At 72.7% G+C, this 19787-nt stretch carries 19 protein-coding genes; 14 read left to right on the forward strand and 5 right to left on the reverse strand.

From position 1 onward, the window contains the following. The first annotated feature begins 36 nt into the window (after positions 1 to 36). The 7 genes from ACWD3I_RS12210 to ACWD3I_RS12240 are packed head-to-tail and all read left to right on the forward strand — an operon-like array spanning position 37 to position 7593. Complete coding sequence (locus tag ACWD3I_RS12210) at positions 37 to 177, forward strand: hypothetical protein (protein ID WP_365392141.1); 141 nt, start codon at positions 37 to 39, stop codon at positions 175 to 177. Then, on the forward strand, positions 174 to 314 hold the full coding sequence (locus tag ACWD3I_RS12215; RefSeq protein ID WP_365392143.1) for a hypothetical protein: 141 nt from the start codon (positions 174 to 176) through the stop codon (positions 312 to 314). The genes ACWD3I_RS12210 and ACWD3I_RS12215 overlap by 4 nt, the downstream gene beginning before the upstream one ends. Further along, entirely contained in the window at positions 311 to 1924 is a 1614-nt protein-coding gene (locus ACWD3I_RS12220) for an amino acid adenylation domain-containing protein (protein WP_365392145.1), read from the forward strand. Before ACWD3I_RS12215 ends, ACWD3I_RS12220 begins: the two co-directional genes overlap by 4 nt. After that, a complete protein-coding gene (locus tag ACWD3I_RS12225; protein WP_365392147.1) occupies positions 1917 to 2165 on the forward strand; it encodes an acyl carrier protein in 249 nt (82 codons plus the stop codon). Before ACWD3I_RS12220 ends, ACWD3I_RS12225 begins: the two co-directional genes overlap by 8 nt. Next, the gene (locus tag ACWD3I_RS12230; RefSeq protein ID WP_365392150.1) at positions 2149 to 3426 is read left to right on the forward strand and encodes an MFS transporter; all 1278 of its coding nucleotides are present in this window, start codon (positions 2149 to 2151) and stop codon (positions 3424 to 3426) included. Before ACWD3I_RS12225 ends, ACWD3I_RS12230 begins: the two co-directional genes overlap by 17 nt. Positions 3427 to 3463: 37 nt before the next feature. Continuing rightward, positions 3464 to 6670 (forward strand): condensation domain-containing protein, encoded by a 3207-nt coding sequence (locus ACWD3I_RS12235; protein ID WP_365392152.1) that lies wholly within the window; start codon positions 3464 to 3466, stop codon positions 6668 to 6670. Beyond that, entirely contained in the window at positions 6667 to 7593 is a 927-nt protein-coding gene (locus ACWD3I_RS12240; RefSeq protein WP_365392154.1) for a diiron oxygenase, read from the forward strand. The genes ACWD3I_RS12235 and ACWD3I_RS12240 overlap by 4 nt, the downstream gene beginning before the upstream one ends. 65 nt (positions 7594 to 7658) lie before the next feature. Here the strand turns inward: ACWD3I_RS12240 and ACWD3I_RS12245 are convergent, their stop codons facing one another. From ACWD3I_RS12245 to asnB, 3 genes are read right to left on the reverse strand one after another with little or no spacing between them, the layout of a single operon-like run. Beyond that, positions 7659 to 9722: a condensation domain-containing protein gene (locus ACWD3I_RS12245; RefSeq protein ID WP_365392156.1), complete on the reverse strand. Its 2064-nt coding sequence runs from the start codon at positions 9720 to 9722 to the stop codon at positions 7659 to 7661. Then, positions 9715 to 11316, reverse strand: a complete 1602-nt coding sequence (locus ACWD3I_RS12250) for an AMP-binding protein (protein ID WP_365392158.1) — start codon at positions 11314 to 11316, stop codon at positions 9715 to 9717. The genes ACWD3I_RS12245 and ACWD3I_RS12250 overlap by 8 nt, the downstream gene beginning before the upstream one ends. Next, a complete protein-coding gene (gene asnB, locus ACWD3I_RS12255) occupies positions 11316 to 13154 on the reverse strand; it encodes an asparagine synthase (glutamine-hydrolyzing) (protein ID WP_365392160.1) in 1839 nt (612 codons plus the stop codon). The genes ACWD3I_RS12250 and asnB overlap by 1 nt, the downstream gene beginning before the upstream one ends. A 172-nt stretch (positions 13155 to 13326) precedes the next feature. Here asnB and ACWD3I_RS12260 point away from each other — a divergent pair, with 172 nt between their 5' ends. Continuing rightward, positions 13327 to 14019, forward strand: a complete 693-nt coding sequence (locus ACWD3I_RS12260) for a uridine kinase family protein (protein ID WP_365392560.1) — start codon at positions 13327 to 13329, stop codon at positions 14017 to 14019. A 31-nt stretch (positions 14020 to 14050) separates the two neighbouring features. After that, positions 14051 to 14377 carry a DUF6281 family protein gene (locus ACWD3I_RS12265; RefSeq protein WP_365392162.1) on the forward strand — a complete coding sequence of 109 codons (327 nt, stop codon included), beginning with the start codon at positions 14051 to 14053 and terminating at the stop codon, positions 14375 to 14377. Between the two features lie 201 nt (positions 14378 to 14578). Here the strand turns inward: ACWD3I_RS12265 and ACWD3I_RS12270 are convergent, their stop codons facing one another. Beyond that, positions 14579 to 15322, reverse strand: coding sequence for a SigE family RNA polymerase sigma factor (locus tag ACWD3I_RS12270; protein WP_365392164.1), 744 nt, complete (start codon positions 15320 to 15322; stop codon positions 14579 to 14581). A 230-nt stretch (positions 15323 to 15552) separates the two neighbouring features. Between ACWD3I_RS12270 and afsQ1 the strand changes: the two genes are divergently transcribed. From afsQ1 to ACWD3I_RS12295, 5 genes are all read left to right on the forward strand, one after another. Next, positions 15553 to 16230 (forward strand): two-component system response regulator AfsQ1, encoded by a 678-nt coding sequence (gene afsQ1 / locus ACWD3I_RS12275; protein ID WP_266822790.1) that lies wholly within the window; start codon positions 15553 to 15555, stop codon positions 16228 to 16230. After that, on the forward strand, positions 16227 to 17777 hold the full coding sequence (locus tag ACWD3I_RS12280) for a HAMP domain-containing sensor histidine kinase (protein WP_365392166.1): 1551 nt from the start codon (positions 16227 to 16229) through the stop codon (positions 17775 to 17777). Before afsQ1 ends, ACWD3I_RS12280 begins: the two co-directional genes overlap by 4 nt. Further along, positions 17774 to 18418, forward strand: a complete 645-nt coding sequence (locus ACWD3I_RS12285) for a hypothetical protein (RefSeq protein WP_365392168.1) — start codon at positions 17774 to 17776, stop codon at positions 18416 to 18418. Before ACWD3I_RS12280 ends, ACWD3I_RS12285 begins: the two co-directional genes overlap by 4 nt. 71 nt (positions 18419 to 18489) lie before the next feature. Then, positions 18490 to 19041 carry a VanZ family protein gene (locus ACWD3I_RS12290; protein WP_365392170.1) on the forward strand — a complete coding sequence of 184 codons (552 nt, stop codon included), beginning with the start codon at positions 18490 to 18492 and terminating at the stop codon, positions 19039 to 19041. 90 nt (positions 19042 to 19131) lie between these two features. Then, a complete protein-coding gene (locus tag ACWD3I_RS12295; RefSeq protein WP_361548419.1) occupies positions 19132 to 19341 on the forward strand; it encodes a PspC domain-containing protein in 210 nt (69 codons plus the stop codon). Positions 19342 to 19413: 72 nt separating this feature from the next. On the opposite strand, the gene ACWD3I_RS12300 is transcribed toward ACWD3I_RS12295, so the two are convergent. Next, positions 19414 to 19773, reverse strand: coding sequence for an ATP-binding protein (locus ACWD3I_RS12300; RefSeq protein ID WP_266888755.1), 360 nt, complete (start codon positions 19771 to 19773; stop codon positions 19414 to 19416). Positions 19774 to 19787: the final 14 nt, after the last annotated feature.

The following is a 19787-nucleotide window of genomic DNA, read 5'->3' on the forward strand; positions in this document are numbered from 1 at the left end:
CCCCTTCCACGACCACGCCGAGCAGGTGGGACGCAGATGACCACCCCTCACAACAGCGTTCCCGAGACCCACCGCCACCGGCCGGCCGCGACGCCCGAAGCGATCACCATCAACGCGGCGGACGAGAACCGACCGCACCCCTTCCACGACCACGCCGAGCAGGTGGGACGCAGATGACCACCCCTCACAACAGCGTTCCCGAGACCCACCGCCACCGGCCGGCCGCGACGCCCGGACCGATCACCATCAACGCAGCGGACGGGAACCGGCAGCGGCCCTTCCACGACCGCGCCCGGCAGGTGGGGCGGACATGATCGCCCCGTGCCTCAGCATCACCGAGGCCTTCCGTCGTCAGGTCGTCCGGGCGCCGGAGGCGGTTGCCGTCGGTGGTGCGGGTGAGGCGCTGACCTACGGTGAGCTGGATCGTCGCTCGGACGCGTGGGCGGACGCGCTCGTCGCGTGCGGGGTGGTGCCCGGTGACCGGGTGCTGGTGTGCGTGGAGCGGTCGGTGTCGCTGGTCGTGGGCCTGCTCGCGATCCTCAAGGCTTCGGCGGCGTATCTCCCGGTGGATCTCGGGGAGGCGCCGGCCCGGCTGGCGGGCATCGTCGCGGACGCGGAGGTGCGGCTGGCGCTGTGCGACGAGGTGGGGGCCGGGGTGCTGGCGGCGCATGAGGTGCCGGTGCTGCTGGTCGGCCGGTCCGGCGAGGCGCCGACGGATACGGCGGCACGGACACCCCATGACGTACCCGTGCCCCCGACGGATGCCACGGCACCGGCGGCCCCCGGCGTCTCCGTACCCCGTGCCGGGCACCCCGCGGACGCCGCCGCCCCCGCCCCGCGGACCGGGCCCGAAGACGTCGCCTGCGTCATGTACACCTCCGGCTCCACCGGCCGCCCCAAGGGCGTGCTCGTGCCGCACCGGGCCGTGCTGAACCTCGTTCACGAGCCGAACTACGTCACCCTGGACGGCCACGACCGGCTCCTCCAGCTCGCCCCGGCCGCCTTCGACGCGGCGACCTTCGAGATCTGGGGCGCCCTGCTGAACGGCGCCCGGCTGGAGGTGGCGCCGGCCGGGCCGCTCGGTGCGGACGGGCTGGGCGGACTGCTGCGGGAGCGGGGCATCACGGTTCTGTGGCTGACCGCGGCGCTGTTCCACCGTCAGATCGACTTCGACGCGGGGTCGTTGAGCTCGCTGCGCGTGCTGCTGGCGGGCGGTGACGTGCTGTCCGTCGAGCACGTCCGGCGACTTCGCGCGGCCGCCCCTGAATTGCGGATCGTCAATGGCTACGGCCCGACCGAGGCCACCACCTTCTCGCTGTGCCACCGGATCGCACCGGACGAGGAGTTCCCCCGCTCGGTCCCGATCGGCGTCCCCGTCCAGGGCACCGAGGCCCAACTGCGGGACGGCTCCGGGGCAGTCGTGCCCGAGGGCACCGAGGGTGAACTGTGGATCGCCGGGGCTGGCGTGGGCCTCGGCTACTGGCGCCGCCCCGACCTGACCGCCGAGCGGTTCGTCACCGACACCGACGGCCGCACCTGGTACCGCACCGGCGACCTGGCCCGCCAACGGGCCGACGGCGTCCACGAGTTCCTCGGCCGGATCGACGGCCAGGTCAAGCTGCTCGGCCACCGCGTGGAACCCGGCGAGATCGAGAACCTGCTCGCGGAGTACCCGCCCATCGGCCAGGCCGCGGTGGGCGTACGCACCAACCTCGTGGGCGATCCGAAACTGGTCGCCTGGGTCACCCTCACCAGCCCGCTGGACCGTCGCGCACTGCGCGCCCGACTCCGGCGCGAGCTGCCCGAGTACATGGTGCCGACGCTCTTCGCGGCCGTCGACACGCTGCCCGTGACCGCCAACGGCAAGGTCGACCGGAACGCCCTGCCGACCCCCGACTGGCGACGTAAGGAGAACTATGTCTGAGGTGCGCGACCGGCTCGCGGACACCGTCACCGCGGTCTGGACCGAGGTGCTCGGCATCGACGGGATCGGGCCCGACGACGACTTCTTCGACCTGGGCGGCGACTCCCTGGTGGCCACCCGGCTCACCGCCCTGCTGGAACAGCGGCTCGGCTTCGCGATCGACGTACTGACGGTGTTCGACCACCCCACGATCGGGGAGCTCGTCACGGAACTGGAGAAGGCACATGGCGACCGGCTCTGACACCGCCGGGGGCGGAGCGCCGGCGACCGCTCCGAACCGGCGGAACGTACGGCTGTGGCTGGCCGGGACATCCGTCTCGCTGTTCGGCGATGCCGCGCTGTGGATCGCGCTCGGCATCTGGATGAAGGACCTGACGGATTCCAACGGCGCGGCCGGACTGGCCTTCGCCGCCTATGTGCTGCCCCGCCTCGGCGCCCCGTTCCTCGGACTGGTCGTGGACCGCTACCGGCGCCGGCCACTGATCGCGCTGATCAACTTCGCGCTGGCCGGCTGGGTGTGCCTGGCCTTCCTGGTCCACGACAAGGACCAGGCGTGGCTGCTGTACCTGGTGCTGTTCGGCATCGGCCTGGGCGTCGGCATGCACAACGCGGCGGGCAGCGCGCTGCTCACCCGGCTGGTGCCGGCCGAGGAACTGGGCCCCACCAACGCGCTGATGCGCACGCTCCAGGAGGGCGGCATGCTCGTCGCGCCCGCCGTCGGCGCGGCGCTGTACACCTGGGTCGGGCCGCGTGCCGTGGCCGGGCTGGAAGTCGTGACGTTCCTGGCGTGCGCCCTGTGCGTGCTGGCGGTGAAGGTCGACGAGCCCGAGCCGCAGCGGCCGGACGGCAAGCTCGCCCAGGAACTCCTGGCAGGGGTACGGCACTTGGCCCGCACCCCGCAGCTGCGCGCGGTCTCCTTGGCCATGGGACTCGGCCTGTTGGGCTTCGGCTTCATCGAGACACTGATCTACGCCGTCGCCGACGAGGGTCTGCATCGCAGCGCGTCGTTCGTCGGGGTGCTCACCGTCGTCAAGGGCGTCGGCTCGGTGCTGGGCGGCCTCGCCGGGGTGCGGGTGCTCAAGCGGATGGGACCGGGCCGGGAGGCGATGCTGACCGTGTTCGGGCTCGGCACCATGGGCCTGGGCTGCGCCCTGCTCGTCCTGCCCGGCGTGGTGGCGGCGCTTGCGGGTGTCTTCGTGATCGGCCTGGGCATCCCCGGCGCGGTCGTCGGCCTGTACACCTCCGTGCAGCGCAACTCCCCCGACCAGCTCCAGGGCCGGGTCGCCTCGGCGGCGAGCATGCTCGCGACCGCGCCCCAGGTGCTGGCCGTGTTCACCAGCGCCGCGCTGGTGGCGAGCGTCGACTTCCGGGTGCTGCTGGGTGTGATGACCGTCCTGGTCCTGGGCGGCTCCGGCTACCTCGCCCTGCGGATGCGCGCCTTCCCCGCCGCGCCGCGGCCCACCACCGCGCAGCCGCACTCCGCGCCCGCCGCCGCGGAGTGACGTACCGCCGCGCCCGCACCTTCCGAAGGAGAACCCCATGACCGGCGCCCCCGTGGTGCTGCCTCTGACACCCCAGCAGCGAGGTGTGTACTTCCTGCACTGTCTGGCCCCGGACAGCGCGGTGTACAACGTGCCGATCGTGCTGCGGGTGCGCGGCAGGCTGGACCGTGAGCGGCTCCAGCGCGCGGTGGACGTGCTGGTGACCCGGCATCAGGCGCTGCGGCTGACGGTGCGGGAGAGCGACGGGCAGGTGCTCCAGCTGATCCACCCCGCGGACGCGGCGCCCCGGGTCGAGGTGAACTGGACCTCGCTGCCGGGCGCGGACCTGACCCGGGCGGCCGCGGAGGTCGTGCGGTACGCGGGCCGGCCCTTCGACGTGGTGCGCGGCCCTCTGATGCGGGTGGACGTGGTGGAGCTCGGTGGCGAGGAGCACGCGGTGTCGCTGTGCTTCCACCATCTGATCATCGACGAGATCGCGGCGACCGCGCTGGCCGGCGAACTGCACCGGCTCTACGAGGATCCCGCCGCCGTACCCGGGACGGGCCCCGAGCACCAGTACGCCGAGTTCTGCGCCGGACTGCTGGCCGAGCCCGATCCGAAGGGCCTCGACTGGTGGCGGGAGCGGCTGGCCGGGATGCCGGTGCTGCCACTGCCCGAGGAGCATGTCCCCGAGGACCACGGCCTGTTCACCGGCGACCGGGTCGGCTTCACCGTGCCCGAGGCCGTCTCGGCACGCGTCGCGGAGGTGAGCCGCGCCCACCGGGTCTCGGAGTTCATGGTGTTCCACGCCGCGCTGCTGGTGCTGCTGCACCGGTGGACCGGCGCCGAGGACATCGCCGTGGGCACGCCGATGAGCGGCCGGGTCGACGAGCGGTTCGCCCATACCGTGGGCTTCTTCCAGAACACGGTCGTGCTGCGCGGCACGGTCGACCCCGGGCAGAGCTTCGCGGCGCTGCTCAAGGCGTCCCGGCGGACCGTGCTCGAGGGCCTGCAACGCCAGCACGTGCCCTTCGAGACGGTCGTGGACGCGGTCCGGCCGTCCCGGGAGTCCACCCGCAACCCGCTGTTCCAGGTGGCGCTGGTCTTCAACCGGCGCAAGGTCGAGCAGGACTGGAGCCTGCCGGGCCTGACGGTGGAGCCGCTGCCGTTCCCGTGGCCGACCTCGCACTTCGATCTGGCGCTGACCCTGCTGCACGAGTACGGGGTGCTCAAGGGCGACTTCGCCTTCAGCGCGCAGCGGTTCTCCCGGGCCACGGCCGAACGGCTGACCACGGTGTTCCTGCGGCTGCTCGGCGGGCTGCTGGCGGACCCGGACGCGCCGGTCGGCGACATCGACCTGATGGACGCCGAGGAGCGGGCGCGGGTGCGGGAGCTGAGCACCGCGAGCGGCCGGCAGGTGCTGGACGGACGGGGGCGGCCGCTGCCGCTCGGCTTCCACGGCGCCGTGCACACCGCGGACCCGGCCGACGGGCGGCCGGTACCGACCGGGGAGCGCGGCCGGTTCGCCGCGGACGGACGGTTCGAGCTGTGGCGCGACCCCGTCGAGGCGGCCCTGGAGGCTCATCCGGGTGTGCTGGCCGCCGTGGTGGTGCGGGTGCCGGAGGCCACGAACGGGAGTCCGGACACCGCGGACGGAAGACCGGGTGCCGCAGGCGGAAAGCCGGGTGCCACGAACGGGAGTCCGGACACCGCGGACGGAAGACCGGGTGCCGCAGGCGGAAAGCCGGAGGCCACGAACGGGAGTCCGGACACCGCGGACGGAAGACCGGGTGCCGCAGGCGGAAGGCCGGGTGCCACGAACGGGAGTCCGGACACCGCGGACGGAAGGCCGGGTGCCGCAGGCGGAAGGCCGGGGGCCGCGGAGGGGCGGCCGGGCGCCACGGCCAGAGGGTCCGGGACGGACACGAAACCCGGTGCCACAGACGGGGAGGCCGACCCCGCGGACGGGACATCCGGCGCCATGGACGCGGCACCCGGCGCCAGTCACGGCGGCGGTGAACAGCTCGTCGCCTGTGCCGTGCCGCGCCCGGGTGTCGAACCGCCCACGCCGCGCGAGTTGTCGGCCCATCTGCAGGCCCGGGTGCCGGCGCATCTGCTGCCGCAGCGGGTCGTCGTACGGGACGAGATCCCCACCGGGGCGGACGGCCGCCCCGACCCGGCCGCGCTGGCCGCCGTCCCCGAACCGGCCGAGGGGGCGCCGGAGGAAGCCGCCGACGACGCTCCGCGCGATGCCGTCGAGCGGCGGCTGGTGGAGCTGTTCGAGGAGCTCCTCGGCGTGCCGGGACTCGGCCGCTACGACAACTTCTTCGACTACGGCGGCCAGTCGCTGCTGGCGGTCCGGCTGGTCGCACGGGTCGCCGAGGAGCTGGGCCGCCCGCTCGGCGTCGGCGTCTTCATGAACAACCCGACGGTGGCCGCCCTGGCCCGGGCCCTCGCCGAGGACGGCACCGCCGACCCCGCCGGTCTGGTGCGCCTGCGCACTCCCGCGGGCGACCCCTCGGACGTGGCGGTGGCCCTGATCCACCCGGTCGGCGGCACCCTCATGTGCTACGCGCCGCTGGTCGGTCTCCTGCCCGAGCACACCGAGGTGGTCGGCCTGGAGCGGGTCGCGGGCGCCCACCCCGACGACACCGCCTACCCGGACCTCGTCGACCGGTACGCCACCACCCTGGCCGACGCCCTGCCCGGTCGCCGGATCGCCCTGCTGGGCTGGTCGCTCGGCGGTGTCCTGGCCCACTCGGTCGCCGACCGGCTCACCGAACTCGGCCACGACGTCGCCCTGGTGGCCCTCCTGGACTCCCTCGCCCAGCGCACCGCCGAGGACGCCGAGCGCATGTCCGCCACCTCCGCGGAACTGCTCGCGCTCGCCGGTTCGGTCCTGAGGGACGGCACCGGTGTCCTCGGGACCACCGCCGAGCAACGGCTGCTGATGCGGCGCTTCGGCGTCGACCTGGACCTCCTGCGCGACACACCCGCGGCCCAGGCCGCCCGCATGCTGGAGGACTGGGCCCGGCTGCTCGGCCTGGTGGCCGAGTGCGCCCCGGCGAAGACCACCGCGCCCCTCCAGCTCTTCCTGTGCGCGGACAACCCGGCCGGCTACCCGGAGGCGCTGGCCGCGAGCTGGGAGGGCCTCGGCGGGGCGCTGGAGTTGTGCCGGGTGCCCGGGACGCACATCGAGGTGCTCGCGTCCCCCGCGGTGGAGCAGGTCGCGGCGGCGTTCACCGAGCGAACAGGACGGTCATGACGGAGCCCCGCGTCGCCGCCGACTGGTACGAGAACGCCGGGGTGCGCGGCGGCCCGCGCCGGATGCTCCAGGAGGACCGCGAGGCCGGACTGAAGGTGTTCCCCGAGCATCTGGTCCCGCATCTGCACCACGAGGGACTGGCCGGCCTGGGCGCGGACACCCGACAGGCGCTGCTCACCCAGCACTTCTACCAGTACATGCTGTTCACCTCGCACCTGGAGACCAAGGTGGTCAACCGGGGGGCGGCGATGGTGGCGCACGGCGAGACCGACGTCGACCTCGGGCCCGGCGCCCGGCTGGACGCGTTCAAGATCTACAGCGACGAGGCCTACCACGCCCTGTTCAGCCTGGACGTGGTGCAACAGGTGGAGAAGACCACGGCGGTGCCGGTACTGCCGTACGACTTCGCGCCGCGCATGGCCCGCCTGGACCGTACGGGCCATGAATTCCTGCCGGACCACGGCTCGCTGGCCCACATCCTCCAGGTCGTCGCCTTCGAGACCGTGGTGACCCGGATGCTGGCGCGGATCCCCCGCGACGAGACGGTGTTCCGGGTGGTGCGCGAGGTCGTGGGTGACCACGTCCGCGACGAGGTGCACCACCACGCCTACTTCACCCGCTACTTCAAGGAACTGTGGGCGAGTCTGTCGCCGGCGGCGCGCGTGAAGGTGGCGTGCGCCATGCCGCACTTCGTCGACGACTGTCTGCGCCCTGACCTCGACCCGGTGCGGTCGGCCCTGCACACGGCCGGGGTGAGCGCCGACCTGGCCGAGGAGGTGCTGCGCGACTGCTATCGCGAGGAGGTCCTGGCGGCCGGCGTACGGGACGCGGGCCGGCACACGCTGGGGCTGTGCGAGTCGATGGGCGCGTTCGACATACCCGAGGCCCGCGAACAGCTGCATCTGCTGGGGCTGACGGACTGACGGGTCCCGGGCGGCGGCGCGGGCCGCCCGGGGCTCATCTCCACTCGTACGTCATTGGCCGTACGTCACTTCTCCAGCGCCGCCGCGAGCGCGGCGCCGTCGACCCGCCCGGACGCCAGCCGGGGCAGCCGGTCGAGGACGTGCACGGTGGGCGGCGGCCAGCCCGCGGGCCAGGCGCGGCGCACGGCCCGGCGCCACACACGGGGGTCGGGGTCGGTGCCCGCGGTCGGCACCACGGCGGCCCGGACCCGCAGCGCCCCGCCGTCGCCGGTCACGACCGCGGCCTCCTGGACCCCGGGCAGCGCGGCGAGCACCGTCTCGGCCTCGGCACGGTCCAGGGTGCGCCCGACCCACTGCCGCACCTGGTCCGCGGTGCCCAGCAGCCGGACCCGGCCGTCCGCGTCGATCCAGGCACGGAACCCACCGGGGCGCGGGTCGTCGCCGACGCCCAGCAGCCCCGCGATCCCCCGGGGCAGGGTGCGCCCCTCGGGGTCGGTCACCCGCAGCGGGCGGCCTGGCGCCGGGTCGGTGAGCCATATGCCGTACGGGTCCCGCGCCCGCCAGTCGCACACGCCGAGCCGTCCGAGGGCGGGGTCGACGACGTCCAGCAGGACACGTCCGCCCGCGCCTCGGTACGCGGCGACCGCGGGCGTCGGCAGGAACTGCTCGACGGGACAGTGCACGACCGGGACGGCCGCCGGGCCGGTCGCCGCGGCGGCGGCGAGTCCGGGGAACGACCCGCGCGCGGTGGGCGGCAGGGTGTCGGTGTCCCCGTCCGGTACGGGGCCTTCGGCGGGACGTACGTGGGGTTCGGCGAAGGTGTGCAGCGGGGCGTCGGGCCGCTCCGTGAGGGCGCCGAGCAGACGGGTGAAGTCGGCGGTGAGGCGCCGTGCGCCGGCCTGGTCGAGGGCGGCCGGGGTGAAGTCGAGCCGTCCGTAGGCCGCGTCGCCCTCGCGGCGCAGTTGCAGGATGAGGTCGAAGGACCGGGTCGAGTTGGGCGCGAAGAAGTCCCAGTCGAACTCCAGCCCCGCCACCTCGCCCAGGTCGCGCGCGACCGACGGATAGGACACTCCTATCCGGTCGAAGGCGCCCTGGCTGACGTCCACGCCGTGCCGTCGGCGCAGTTCGCGCAGGACCCAGCTGAAGGGGACCCGGCGATGGCGGTGGACGAGGCCGAGCGCCTCCCCCGCGGCCGCCAGCAGGTCCCGGAACGTCGTCCCGGGTGTCACCTCCATCAGACACGGCACGACGTTGACCTGGAGGCCGATGTGGTCCCGGGTCTCGGGCACGCTGGTGTCCACCGGGATGCCCAGGACGAAACGGCGGTTGCCGTACCCGTGCAGGACCGCGGCGGCGCAGGCCACCAGGCCGGTGAAGAAGCTGACGCCCGTCCGCCGGGTGAGTTCGCGCAGCCTGGCGCAGTGCTCGGCGGGCAGGTCGAAGCGGGGCGTCGGCCGTACCGCGGCGTCCTCGTCGGTGCCGGCGGAGCGGGGCAGGACCAGACCGGGCAGGTCGAGCAGACCGGCGGTCAGCCAGTACCGGACGACGTCGTCCAGCTCCTCGTCGATCGCCGGGTGTTCGGGCAGGGCGTGGTTGTCGCGCGGGGGCCGGGGGCCGGTGGCGAGGGCGCGCAGGAACTGGCGGGCGAAGACGAACTTGGAGCGCCCGTCGAAGGCGATGTGGTGGACGCCGACGACCAGGGTGTGCCGGTCGGGTCCGTGCGTCAGCAGGGAGAAGGTGATGGGCGAGCGGGTGGTCAGGTCCCAGGGTCCGACCCGGTGCGCCCGGTACCAGTCGCGGGCCGCGGCAAGCTCCTGCCCAGGTGCGGCCGCCACCCCCAACTCCTCGAACTGGAGCACCTCCGCCGCCGGACTGATCGCCATCCGCGCCTCGGCCCCCTCCGTGACCAGCCCTCTGAGCTGCGGATGATCCTCACACACGGCCAGACACGCCGCCCGCACCCGCTCCGGGGTCACTCCACCGCTGATGAGCACCGACAGAAACCCACCGTTGACGGACCGCGGATGCAACTGCTGCTCCAGCCACATCGCCTCCTGCGCGGGAGACAACCGCACGAGCACCGGCGCACCGACTGACCGCACGCCCGCCGCCTCCGTCACCTCACCCACGCGTTCCCCCCGCCCCCACCGCGTCCGGCAGTTCGCGGCGGGCGAGCTTGCCGTTGGTCGTCAGGGGGAGTTCCGGTACGAGGACGAAGCGGGCCGGGACCATGTAGTCGGGCAGCGCGGCCGCGCAGGCCGTGCGCAACGCGCCGACGTCGGGGGCTCGGTCCTCGCCCGCCGGGACGACGTAGGCCTGCAGCGCGGTCGTGCGGTCCGTGCCGAGGCCGACGACGGCGACCCGGCGCACTCCGGGGACCCGGCTCAGGACCGCCTCGACCTCGCCCGGCTCCACGCGGTACCCGCGGACCTTGAGCTGGTCGTCGATACGGCCGACGAAGTGCAGCAGGCCGTCCTCCAGCCGCACCAGATCGCCGGTGAGGTAGCCGCGCCGGGTGCCGCCGTCGACGTACGGCAGCTCCTGGAACCGTTCCTCGGTCAGCCGCTCGTCGCCGAGGTACCCCGTGGCCAGGCAGCGGCCGGTGACGACGAGTTCGGCCTCCTCGCCCTCGGCGAAGGGGCCGAGGATCCCGTCCCGCAGCCGCAGCAGCCCGGCGCCGGCCACGGAGCCGCCGAGCGGCGGATGCGCGGGCCAGGCGGCCGGGTCCGGTGGCAGCCGGTACTCGGTGACGACATGCGTCTCGCTGGGCCCGTACTGGTTGACCAGGGTCGCGTCCAGGCCCGCGAACAGCGCACGCACCTCGTCGTTGACGACCAGCCGCTCGCCCGCGACGACGACCTCCCGCAGCGCGGGCAGCCGATGGCCGGTCACCGGCACCGCGACGGCCAGCGCGTGCAGGGAGGCCACCGGCAGGAAGGCGCGCGCGATGTCGTACCGCTCCAGCACGGCGGCGAGCAGGAACGGGTCGCGGCGGGTGATGTCGTCGACCACGACCAGCGGCGCGCCCGCGACCCAGGCCGCCACCAACTCCTGGAACCCGACATCGAACCCGACCGACGCGGCATGCAGCGTGCGCGGCACCTCGCCCCGCTCCCAACAGTCCCGGTGCCAGCCGGCCAGCCTTTCCAGGACCTCCGGCGGAACCGCCACGCACTTGGGCGTCCCCGTGGACCCGGAGGTGGCGACGACATAGGCGACAGGACCGCTCCGATCGAGCACCGGCCCCACGCTCGCGCCCGAACCAACCCGGCCAGGCCCCTCGCCCGCCCCCGGAACCGACCCCGCGCGACGGAGACCCGCACCCGCGACCGGGCCCGGACCGGACCGGCGGGGCACCTCGCCCACGAGCGTCGTCACATCCGGTCCGAGGTCGACGGATGCCGGCGCGTCGGTCAAGGTCAGCCGGACGTCCGCCGCGTCGATGATCCGGTCCAGGCGGTCGGCCGGCAGCCCCGGGTCCAGGGCGACGACCGCCGCTCCCGCCCGCCAGATGCCGAGCACGGCCGCACACCGCCACCAGCCGCGCACCGCCTGCACCCCGACGTACGCGCCGGGCGCCACGCCCCGTTCGGCGAGCGCGGCCGCGATCCGGGCGGAGGCGGCGTCCAGCTGGGCATAGGTGTACTCGGTGTCCTCGTGCACCACCGCGACCCGGTCCGCGTACGTCTCGCACGCGGCGACCAGCAGCTCGGTGAGGGGCATCAGAGCTCGACCCGTACGCCGGACTCGAACCAGTGGTCCAGCTGCACGGCCGCCTCGATGCTCATCCGGGTCACCCCTGCCCGCAGCCCGTAGGTGGGGTCGGTCAGCACGGACTCGACGCGCGCGGGGTCGAGCAGGTCGTTCACCCGGGCCCCGGGCCGCTCGGTGATCTCCTTCAGCTGGGCGCGCAGCGCGGTGCGGTAGGCGGGGTCCTGGACCGTCGGGTACGGCGACTTCTTCCGCTGGAGGACCGCCTCCGGCAGCAGGTCACGGACCGCGGCCCGCAGCAGGCTCTTCTCCCGCCCGTCGGCGACCTTCATCTCCCACGGCACGTTGTAGACGTACTCGGCGAGTTCGTGGTCGCAGAACGGCACCCGCCCCTCGATGGACGCGGCCATCCCGAGGCGGTCCTTGCGGTCGAGGATGACCCGCAGATAGCGGGTCATGTTGAGGTACGTGATCTCCCGCATCCGGCGTTCGTGCGCGGTTTCGTCACCGCTCAGCGGAACCTCGGCGACGGCCTCCTCGTAGCGGGCCCGGGTGTACCCGGCGAAGTCGAGCTCGTGGAACAGCTCCCGGTCCAGGAGTCCGGACAGGAACTCCATCTGGTGCGAGGCGCCGAGCCAGGGGAAGGTCCTGGACTTCACGTAGAACGGGTCGTGGAACCACATGTAGCCGCCGAACAGCTCGTCCGAGCCGTCGCCGGTGAGGGTGACCGTGCAGAAGCGGCGGACCTCCTGGGAGAGCCGGTACAGCGACACGTACATGTCGAGTCCGGCGACGGGCCGCTCATGGGCCCGCACCACGGCCGCCTGGGCCTCGCGGTCGGCCAGGTGGTCCCGGTCGACCAGCAGTTCGCGGTGCTCACTGCCCAGGTGCGCGGCCATCTTGGCGACGTAGGGGGCGTCCGGGGAGTCGTGCACCTCGTCGGGGCGGAAGTTCTCCAGGTGGTAGGCGAACTCCATGGAGAAGGTCTGGAGCCGGTCGCCGCCGCCGAGGGAGCGGTTGACCAGGGCGCAGATCGCGCTGGAGTCCAGGCCGCCGGAGAGCATCGAGGAGATCGGCACGTCCGAGATCACCTGGCGCCGGACGATGTCCTCCAGCATCTCGCGCACGGTGCGTTCCGTGGTGGCGAGGTCGTCGGTGTGCTCGCGCGGGGTGAAGTTCCAGTAGCGGGCGCGGCTGACGCCGGCGCGCGAGTAGCGGACGACCTCGCCCGGGATCACCTCCCGGGTGTGCTTGAACACCGACAGTCCGGGAGTGGGGGTGAAGGACAGTGCCTCCAGCAGCCCGGTCCGGTCCACGACCGGCTCGACCAGGCCGGTGGCGAACAGCGCCTTGGGCTCGGAGCCGAAGGCGAGACCGTCCGGGGTCTCGGCGTAGAACAGCGGGTAGATGCCGAACCGGTCGCGGATCAGGACGAGTTCCTCGGTCCGTACGTCCCACACGGCGAAGGCGAACATGCCGCGCAGCCGTTCGGCGCAGGCCGGCCCCCACTCCTGGTAGGCGCGCAGCACCACCTCGGTGTCGCTGCGGTCGCGGAACTCATGGCCGCGGCCGCGCAGTTCCTCGCGCAGCTCGGCGAAGTTGAAGACCTCGCCGGTGTAGTTGAGCACGACGGTCTCGCGGCCCGCCGCGTCGGTGGCGACGGCGGGCTGGTGTCCGCCCGACAGGTCGACCACGGCGAGCCGGCGGGGCACGAACAGGGCTCTCGGAGAGGACCACTCGCCGACTGCGTCCGGACCGCGCAGGGCGAGCGCGCCGCGCATCGACTCGACCAGGTCGGAGCGGTGCGCGAGGTCCTGGGTGAAGGAGACAAGGCCGACTATGCCGCACATGGAAAGAACGCTCCCAGCGTCGCGTGCAGGGTGACGAAGGCGAGGATCACGCGCGACGCACTCGTGCGTCACCCCGGTTGGCAGCTAGTTGCCAGGTCTGGTGCCGCGACTTCACACACGCATGGTGAGCGGTACGGCACCCAAGGTGGTCGCCGATGTGACGCGCACTGCAATGCCGGTCCGCGGGGTCGATGAACAGCGGGTGAATGCCGCACACTGGTGTCCCGTGAGTTCCCCTTCGTCCATACCGACGCGAGTCGTGCTGCTCTGCGGCCCCTCCGGCTCCGGCAAGTCCCTCCTCGCGGCCCGTTCCGGTCTTCCGGTCCTCAGGCTCGACGACTTCTACAAGGAGGGCGACGACCCGACTCTGCCGCTGGTGGCGGGGAGCTCCGACATCGACTGGGACCACCCCGAGTCGTGGGACGCGGACGTGGCCGTCGCGGCGATCGTCGAGCTGTGCGGCACGGGTCGTACGGACGTCCCGCAGTACGACATCTCGCTGAGCGCCCGCACCGGCGCGGAGACCGTCGACATCGGGCGGACCCCGCTGTTCATCGCGGAGGGCATCTTCGCCGCGGAGATCGTGACGCGCTGCCAGGAGCTGGGTGTGCTGGCCGACGCCCTGTGCCTGAGCCGCGGTCCCGTCCAGACGTTCCGGCGCCGCTTCCTGCGGGACCTCAGGGAGGGCCGTAAGTCGGTGCCGTTCCTGCTGCGCCGCGGCTGGCGGCTGATGCGGCAGGAGCGCACGATCGTCTCCCGCCAGACCGCGCTCGGCGCCCACGCCTGCGACAAGGACGAGGCGCTCGGCCGACTGGCCGCGGCAGCGGCGGGCCGCCGTCCGGCGGCCTCGACTCCGGCGGGCTGAACGTCCTCGGCGCCTTCCACGTCGTAGGACCATGACGATCACACGTGGAACCCTGCTCGTGGCGGCCGCGGCGCTGCTGGCCGCCACCGGATGCGCCGGCGGCGAGGCCTCGGCCTCCTGCTCGGGTCTGGTGACCTACGACAGCCGTGACTATCTGCCCACCGAGAAGTCCGTGTTCACCGTCGGCGAGCGCTTGGGCACCGCCACGGTCGCGGAGTGCGACGACACCCCGAACGACTCCGGGGACGGCATCCCCGAGAGCGGGACCGGCGCGTACCGCATCGAGGGGGTCGATCCCGCCGTGGGTATCGCCGTCGGGGACAGTGCCGCCGAGGCGGCTCCCATGGCGGCCCGCTGAGCACACGCCAAAGCGGGACTGGACGGACCCCCCGGCCCTCCAGTCCCGCTTTTTGGTGCTTCCCCCGTGGTGGTGCTTCCCCCGATTTCCCCCCGGTGGTGCTTCCCCCGTGAAACCCCCCGGTACTGCTCCCCCGTGTTACCGCACCACCGCGCTACCGCTCCCCCGCGGTGCTCCCCCGTGGTGGTGCTCCCCCAACCCTCAGGCGACGAGCTCCCCGAAGGCGTCCTCCTCGTCACGGCCGAAGCTGAGGACCTCGTCCTCGCGCAGCCGGCGGAGCGACCGCCAGATGCTGGACTTCACCGTGCCGACACTGATGTCGAGGATGTCCGCGATCTCCGGGTCGGTGCGGCCCTCGTAGTAACGGAGGACCAGCATCGTCCGCTGGAGTTCGGGCAGCCGGGCCAGCGCCTGCCACAGGACCGCGCGCAGTTCCGTGCCGCGCATCGCGTCCGTGTCGCCGGGCGTCTCCGGCAGTTCCTCGGTCGGGTACTCGTTCAGCTTGCGGCGGCGCCACGCGCTGATGTGCAGATTCGTCATCGTCCGTCGCAGGTATCCCCCGACGGCCGCCTTGTCACTGATCCGGTCCCAGGCCCTGTACGTCGAGAACAGCGCGCTCTGGAGCAGGTCCTCGGCCTCGAAGCGGTCACCGGTCAGGTGGTAGGCGGTTGCGTACAGGGAGGCGCGGCGCTCCTGGACGTAGGCGGTGAACTCCGCCTCCGACAGCGAACGACGCTCCCCCGAGTCCTCCCTGTACGCGCTTCCCCCGTGTGCTTCCCCCGTGAAACCGTCAACCACCGACATGTACGTGGTGTGCTGACGCCCAGCGCCGCGAGCGCACCCCCGCCCGCTCACGGCGCCGGACTTCTCGGAACCCCGGCCCCCGTTCACGTCGTGCAGACGCGTGATCACTGCGCTGGTGCTGTTGCTGTGCAGCGTGTTCATCTCGCGCCCCCCGTCGTGGACTTCCGGTGTTCTGCTTCCCAGGCTGTGCTTCCTTGCCTGTGCCGAGAAGCTTGCCCTCGCACCTTCATGGCCGTGTCCGCCGACTGTCACAGACCTGTCACAGGGGTCGGCCTCAGGGAAGACACAGCACGGTCACAGAGAGCGGCGCTACGTGCACGTACCCGTACAGGTGTCGAAACCGCACCCCGCCATGGGCCAGAATGAGCCCCGTGCCTTCCCTGTTGCTGATCGAGGACGACGACGCCATCCGCACGGCCCTGGAGCTGTCACTGACGCGCCAGGGTCACCGGGTTGCCACGGCTGCCACCGGCGAGGACGGCCTGAAGCTGCTGCGTGAGCAGCGGCCGGACCTGATCGTGCTGGACGTGATGCTGCCCGGCATCGACGGGTTCGAGGTGTGCCGGCGCATCCGGCGCACGGACCAGCTGCCGATCATTCTGCTGACCGCGCGCAGCGACGACATCGACATCGTGGTCGGACTGGAGTCCGGCGCGGACGACTATGTCGTCAAACCCGTGCAGGGCCGGGTGCTCGACGCCCGGATCCGGGCCGTGCTGCGGCGCGGGGAGCGGGAGTCCAACGACGCGGCGACCTTCGGTTCGCTCGTCATCGACCGCGCGGCCATGACCGTGACGAAGAACGGCGAGGACCTGCAGCTCACGCCGACCGAGCTGCGGCTCCTGCTCGAGCTGAGCCGGCGGCCCGGACAGGCGCTGTCCCGCCAGCAGTTGCTGCGCCTTGTGTGGGAGCACGACTACCTCGGCGACTCGCGGCTCGTCGACGCCTGTGTGCAGCGGCTGCGCGCCAAGGTCGAGGACGTACCGTCGTCCCCGACCCTGATCCGCACGGTCCGTGGTGTCGGCTACCGGCTGGACACGCCTCAGTGACCCAAGCGCAAGGGGGGATCCGCGGCTGGGCCGCGGCTCGCAAGGGACATCTGACACGACTGCGCTTCACCAGTCTGCGTCTGCGGCTCGTCGTGGTCTTCGGGCTCGTGGCGCTCACCGCCGCGGTGTCCGCGTCCGGGATCGCCTACTGGCTCAACCGCGAGGCGGTGCTCACCCGCACCCAGGACGCGGTGCTGCGCGACTTCCAGCAGGAGATGCAGAACCACGCGGGCCTGTTGCCCGAGCTCCCCGAGCAGTACGAACTCCAGCGCACCGCACAGGAGATGGCCAACAGCAGCCAGCGGTTCAGTGTGCTGCTCGTCGCGAAGGGCTCCGACGGCGAGGCGCTGTACGCCAACTCCGGCGCCCTGAACGGCTTCGCGGTCCAGGACGTCCCCAGGTCGCTGCGGGCCGCGGTGGACGAGACGCAGGAGGTCGACTCCTCCAACAAGTACGCGTACCACCTGTACTGGCAGCGGATCGTCGACGACGGCACCCCGTATCTCGTGGCCGGCACGAAGGTCATCAACGGCGGCACCACCGGTTACATGCTCAAGTCGCTGGAGCCGGAGGCGAAGGACCTCAACTCCCTTGCCTGGTCGCTCGGTATCGCCACCGGTCTCGCACTGATCGGCTCGGCGCTGCTCGCGCAGGCCGCCGCCACGACCGTACTGAAACCGGTGCACCGGCTCGGGGTCGCCGCCCGCCGGCTCGGCGAGGGCAAGCTGGACACCCGGCTGAGGGTGTCCGGCACCGATGAACTCGCCGATCTGTCACGGACGTTCAACGACGCGGCCGAGGCCCTGGAGAAACGGGTCGACGACATGGCCGGGCGGGACGAGGCGTCCCGGCGGTTCGTCGCCGACATGAGCCATGAACTGCGTACGCCGCTCACCGCGATCACCGCCGTGACGGAGATCCTCGAGGAGGAGCTGGAGGCGGAATCGGGTTCGATGGACCCGATGATCGAGCCGGCGGTACGGCTGGTGGTCAGCGAGACGCGGCGCCTCAACGACCTCGTCGAGAACCTGATGGAGGTCACCCGCTTCGACGCGGGTACCGCCCGTCTCGTCCTGGACGACGTCGACGTCGCCGACCAGATCACCGCCTGCATCGACGCGCGGGCCTGGCTGGACGCGGTGGACCTGGACGCCGAACGCGGCATCCACGCCCGGCTCGACCCGCGCCGCCTGGACGTGATCATGGCGAACCTGGTCGGCAACGCGCTCAAGCACGGCGGTTCGCCGGTGCGGGTGGCGGTGCGGGCGGCGGACGATTCGGTCGTCATCGAGGTGCGGGACCACGGGCCCGGCATCCCCGAGGACGTCCTGCCGCATGTCTTCGACCGGTTCTACAAGGCGAGCGCGTCGCGCCCCCGCTCCGAGGGCAGCGGACTCGGCCTCTCCATCGCCCTGGAGAACGCCCATATCCACGGCGGCGAGATCACCGCCGCGAACTCCCCCGAGGGCGGCGCGGTCTTCACGCTGCGACTGCCCAGGGACGGGTCGGAGCTGGCGCAGGAGGGCGAGGGGGAGAAGAACCCATGAGCGTGACGCGAGGGCGGGGGCGGCGGGGCATGAGCACCGTGACCGTACGACGGCTGCTGGCGCTGCCCGTGCTGGCGGCGCTGGCCACCGGGTGCGGTATCCGGGCCACCGAGGTCCCGACGGACTTCGGGCCCGCGCCCTCACGGGTGCACTGCTCCGTCTCGGAGCCGGACGTCTCCGCGCAGTCCTCGCGCGGGCTGGCGGTGCAGGTGTTCCTGCTGTGCGGTTCGTCGCTGGTGGCCGTCGACCGGACGGTGAGCGTCGAGGACGGTACGGCGGACTCCCGGCGGCGGGTGCTGGTGGCGCAGGAGCTGCTCAACGAGCTCGCGGCGGCGCCGTCGGCCGGCGAGGCGGAGGCCGGGTACCGGACGACCGTGCGCGACGGCATGACGGTGACCGGGCCGCGCTCCGAGGATCCCGAGGACACCCTCCGGCTGAGCTTCCCGCCGGATGCCCTCGCCAAGTCCTCCCTCGCCCAGATCGTCTGCACGTTCTCCGACTCGGCCGCCGCCGAGGGGGACGGCTCGGTCATCCTCGGCGGCCCGAACGGCGCCGCCCTGCGCCGCTACGAGTGCACCGACGAGGTCCGCGCCGAACCGACCAGCGCGAAACCTCCGTCGACGGAGGTCACGGACGGCTGATGTACGGGTGTGGCGGACGCCTCACCCGTATGCCCGGAACCGATCCCGCCGCACCCCGCGTCTAGGGGGTCGTGCAGCGTCAAGGCTCCATCGGCAGCAGCGCCGTGATCCGCATGCGGGCGGCGGGGGGTTTCCTCCTCGTCGCGCATCTCGCGTTCGTGGCCTGGCTCACCCTGCGACCGCTGGACGTCCCGTGGATGACGCCGCCGAATCTCACCCCGCTCGCCGGGATCCGGGCCGACCTGGCCCTCGGCTGGCCGCAGGCCGCCCGGCGGATCGGTGAGGCGGTCGCGCTGCTGGCCCCGCTCGGGGTGCTGTTCCCGCTGGCGCACGGCAGGCTGTACGTCTCCCCGCTCGCGTCCCTGATCCGTACGGTCGCCGCGGGCGCCCTGATCTCCCTCGGCATCGAACTGCTGCAGACCGGCGTCCCCGGTCAGGTCGTCGACATCGACTCGGTCCTCCTGAACACCGTGGGCGTGGGCCTCGCGCACGCCGCCTTCATCCCCGCGGGCCGCGCCTGGTTCCGCCGCAGGTCCCGGTTGCCCAGGCGGGCGGCCGTCCCTGCGGAGGAGCCCTCTCAGGGTCGTACCCCGACGATTCCCAGGGTCGGCATCGCACCGTAGAGCGACGCTTTGCCCCCTTCGTCTCCGTAGCGTCGAAGACAGACGAGGCAGCCGGAAAGGCAGCCCGACAACGCTCACGAAGGAGCCGCAATGTCCCGCCTTGCCCGCCCCACCAACGGCCGCATGATCGGCGGAGTGTGTGCCGCGCTGGCACGGCGCTTCGGCACCTCGGCCACCACGATGCGGGTGATCTTCCTGCTCTCGTGCCTGCTGCCCGGCCCGCAGTTCCTGCTCTACATCGCCCTGTGGATCCTGTTCCCCTCCGAGGGCAAGGTGAACAAGACGCAGGCGGCCTGGTAACCGGCCTTTCGCACCTACGCCGATGGGGCGCACCCCGTACCAGGGGTGCGCCCCATCGGGGCGTTCGGCGGTTCAGCCGAGCGGGATCCCGTTCAGCGGCAGACCCTGGGTGGGCAGCCCGGTCTGGCCGACCGGCAGACCGCCGAGCAGACCGGCGACCGGCTTGGTCGGGCCGTCGGCGAGCGCGCTCTGGGCGGCGGGCGTCACGGCGGCCAGACCCGCGGCGACCGCCGGCTGCGCCTGCGACAGCGCGTCACCGGCACCCGGCAGCGCCTTGGCGACGTTCTCCGCCGGAAGCGTCTTGGTGACGGTGTCCAGCGCCTGGGAGGCGTCCGGAACGGCCGGGGCGGCGTTCGCGGCACCCGCACCGACGGCGGCGAAGGCGGCACCGAGGGCGGCGACACCGAGGGTCTTGGCAGCAGACTGCTTCATGAAAATGCGTCCTC

This window comes from Streptomyces sp. NPDC002817, from assembly GCF_053592055.1.

Bases quoted from the DNA above. Each gene is read 5' to 3' on its own strand.
- ACWD3I_RS12210 (WP_365392141.1), top strand. From the start codon at position 37: ATGACCACCCCTCACAACAGCGTTCCCGAGACCCACCGCCACCGGCCG.
- ACWD3I_RS12265 (WP_365392162.1), top strand. From the start codon at position 14,051: ATGACGATCACACGTGGAACCCTGCTCGTGGCGGCCGCGGCGCTGCTG.
- ACWD3I_RS12270 (WP_365392164.1), bottom strand. From the start codon at position 15,322: ATGAACACGCTGCACAGCAACAGCACCAGCGCAGTGATCACGCGTCTG.
- ACWD3I_RS12285 (WP_365392168.1), top strand. From the start codon at position 17,774: ATGAGCGTGACGCGAGGGCGGGGGCGGCGGGGCATGAGCACCGTGACC.
- ACWD3I_RS12260 (WP_365392560.1), top strand. From the start codon at position 13,327: ATGCCGGTCCGCGGGGTCGATGAACAGCGGGTGAATGCCGCACACTGG.
- ACWD3I_RS12240 (WP_365392154.1), top strand. From the start codon at position 6,667: ATGACGGAGCCCCGCGTCGCCGCCGACTGGTACGAGAACGCCGGGGTG.
- ACWD3I_RS12295 (WP_361548419.1), top strand. From the start codon at position 19,132: ATGTCCCGCCTTGCCCGCCCCACCAACGGCCGCATGATCGGCGGAGTG.
- ACWD3I_RS12300 (WP_266888755.1), bottom strand. From the start codon at position 19,773: ATGAAGCAGTCTGCTGCCAAGACCCTCGGTGTCGCCGCCCTCGGTGCC.
- ACWD3I_RS12220 (WP_365392145.1), top strand. From the start codon at position 311: ATGATCGCCCCGTGCCTCAGCATCACCGAGGCCTTCCGTCGTCAGGTC.
- asnB (WP_365392160.1), bottom strand. From the start codon at position 13,154: ATGTGCGGCATAGTCGGCCTTGTCTCCTTCACCCAGGACCTCGCGCAC.
- ACWD3I_RS12230 (WP_365392150.1), top strand. From the start codon at position 2,149: ATGGCGACCGGCTCTGACACCGCCGGGGGCGGAGCGCCGGCGACCGCT.
- ACWD3I_RS12250 (WP_365392158.1), bottom strand. From the start codon at position 11,316: ATGCCCCTCACCGAGCTGCTGGTCGCCGCGTGCGAGACGTACGCGGAC.
- ACWD3I_RS12235 (WP_365392152.1), top strand. From the start codon at position 3,464: ATGACCGGCGCCCCCGTGGTGCTGCCTCTGACACCCCAGCAGCGAGGT.
- ACWD3I_RS12225 (WP_365392147.1), top strand. From the start codon at position 1,917: ATGTCTGAGGTGCGCGACCGGCTCGCGGACACCGTCACCGCGGTCTGG.
- ACWD3I_RS12215 (WP_365392143.1), top strand. From the start codon at position 174: ATGACCACCCCTCACAACAGCGTTCCCGAGACCCACCGCCACCGGCCG.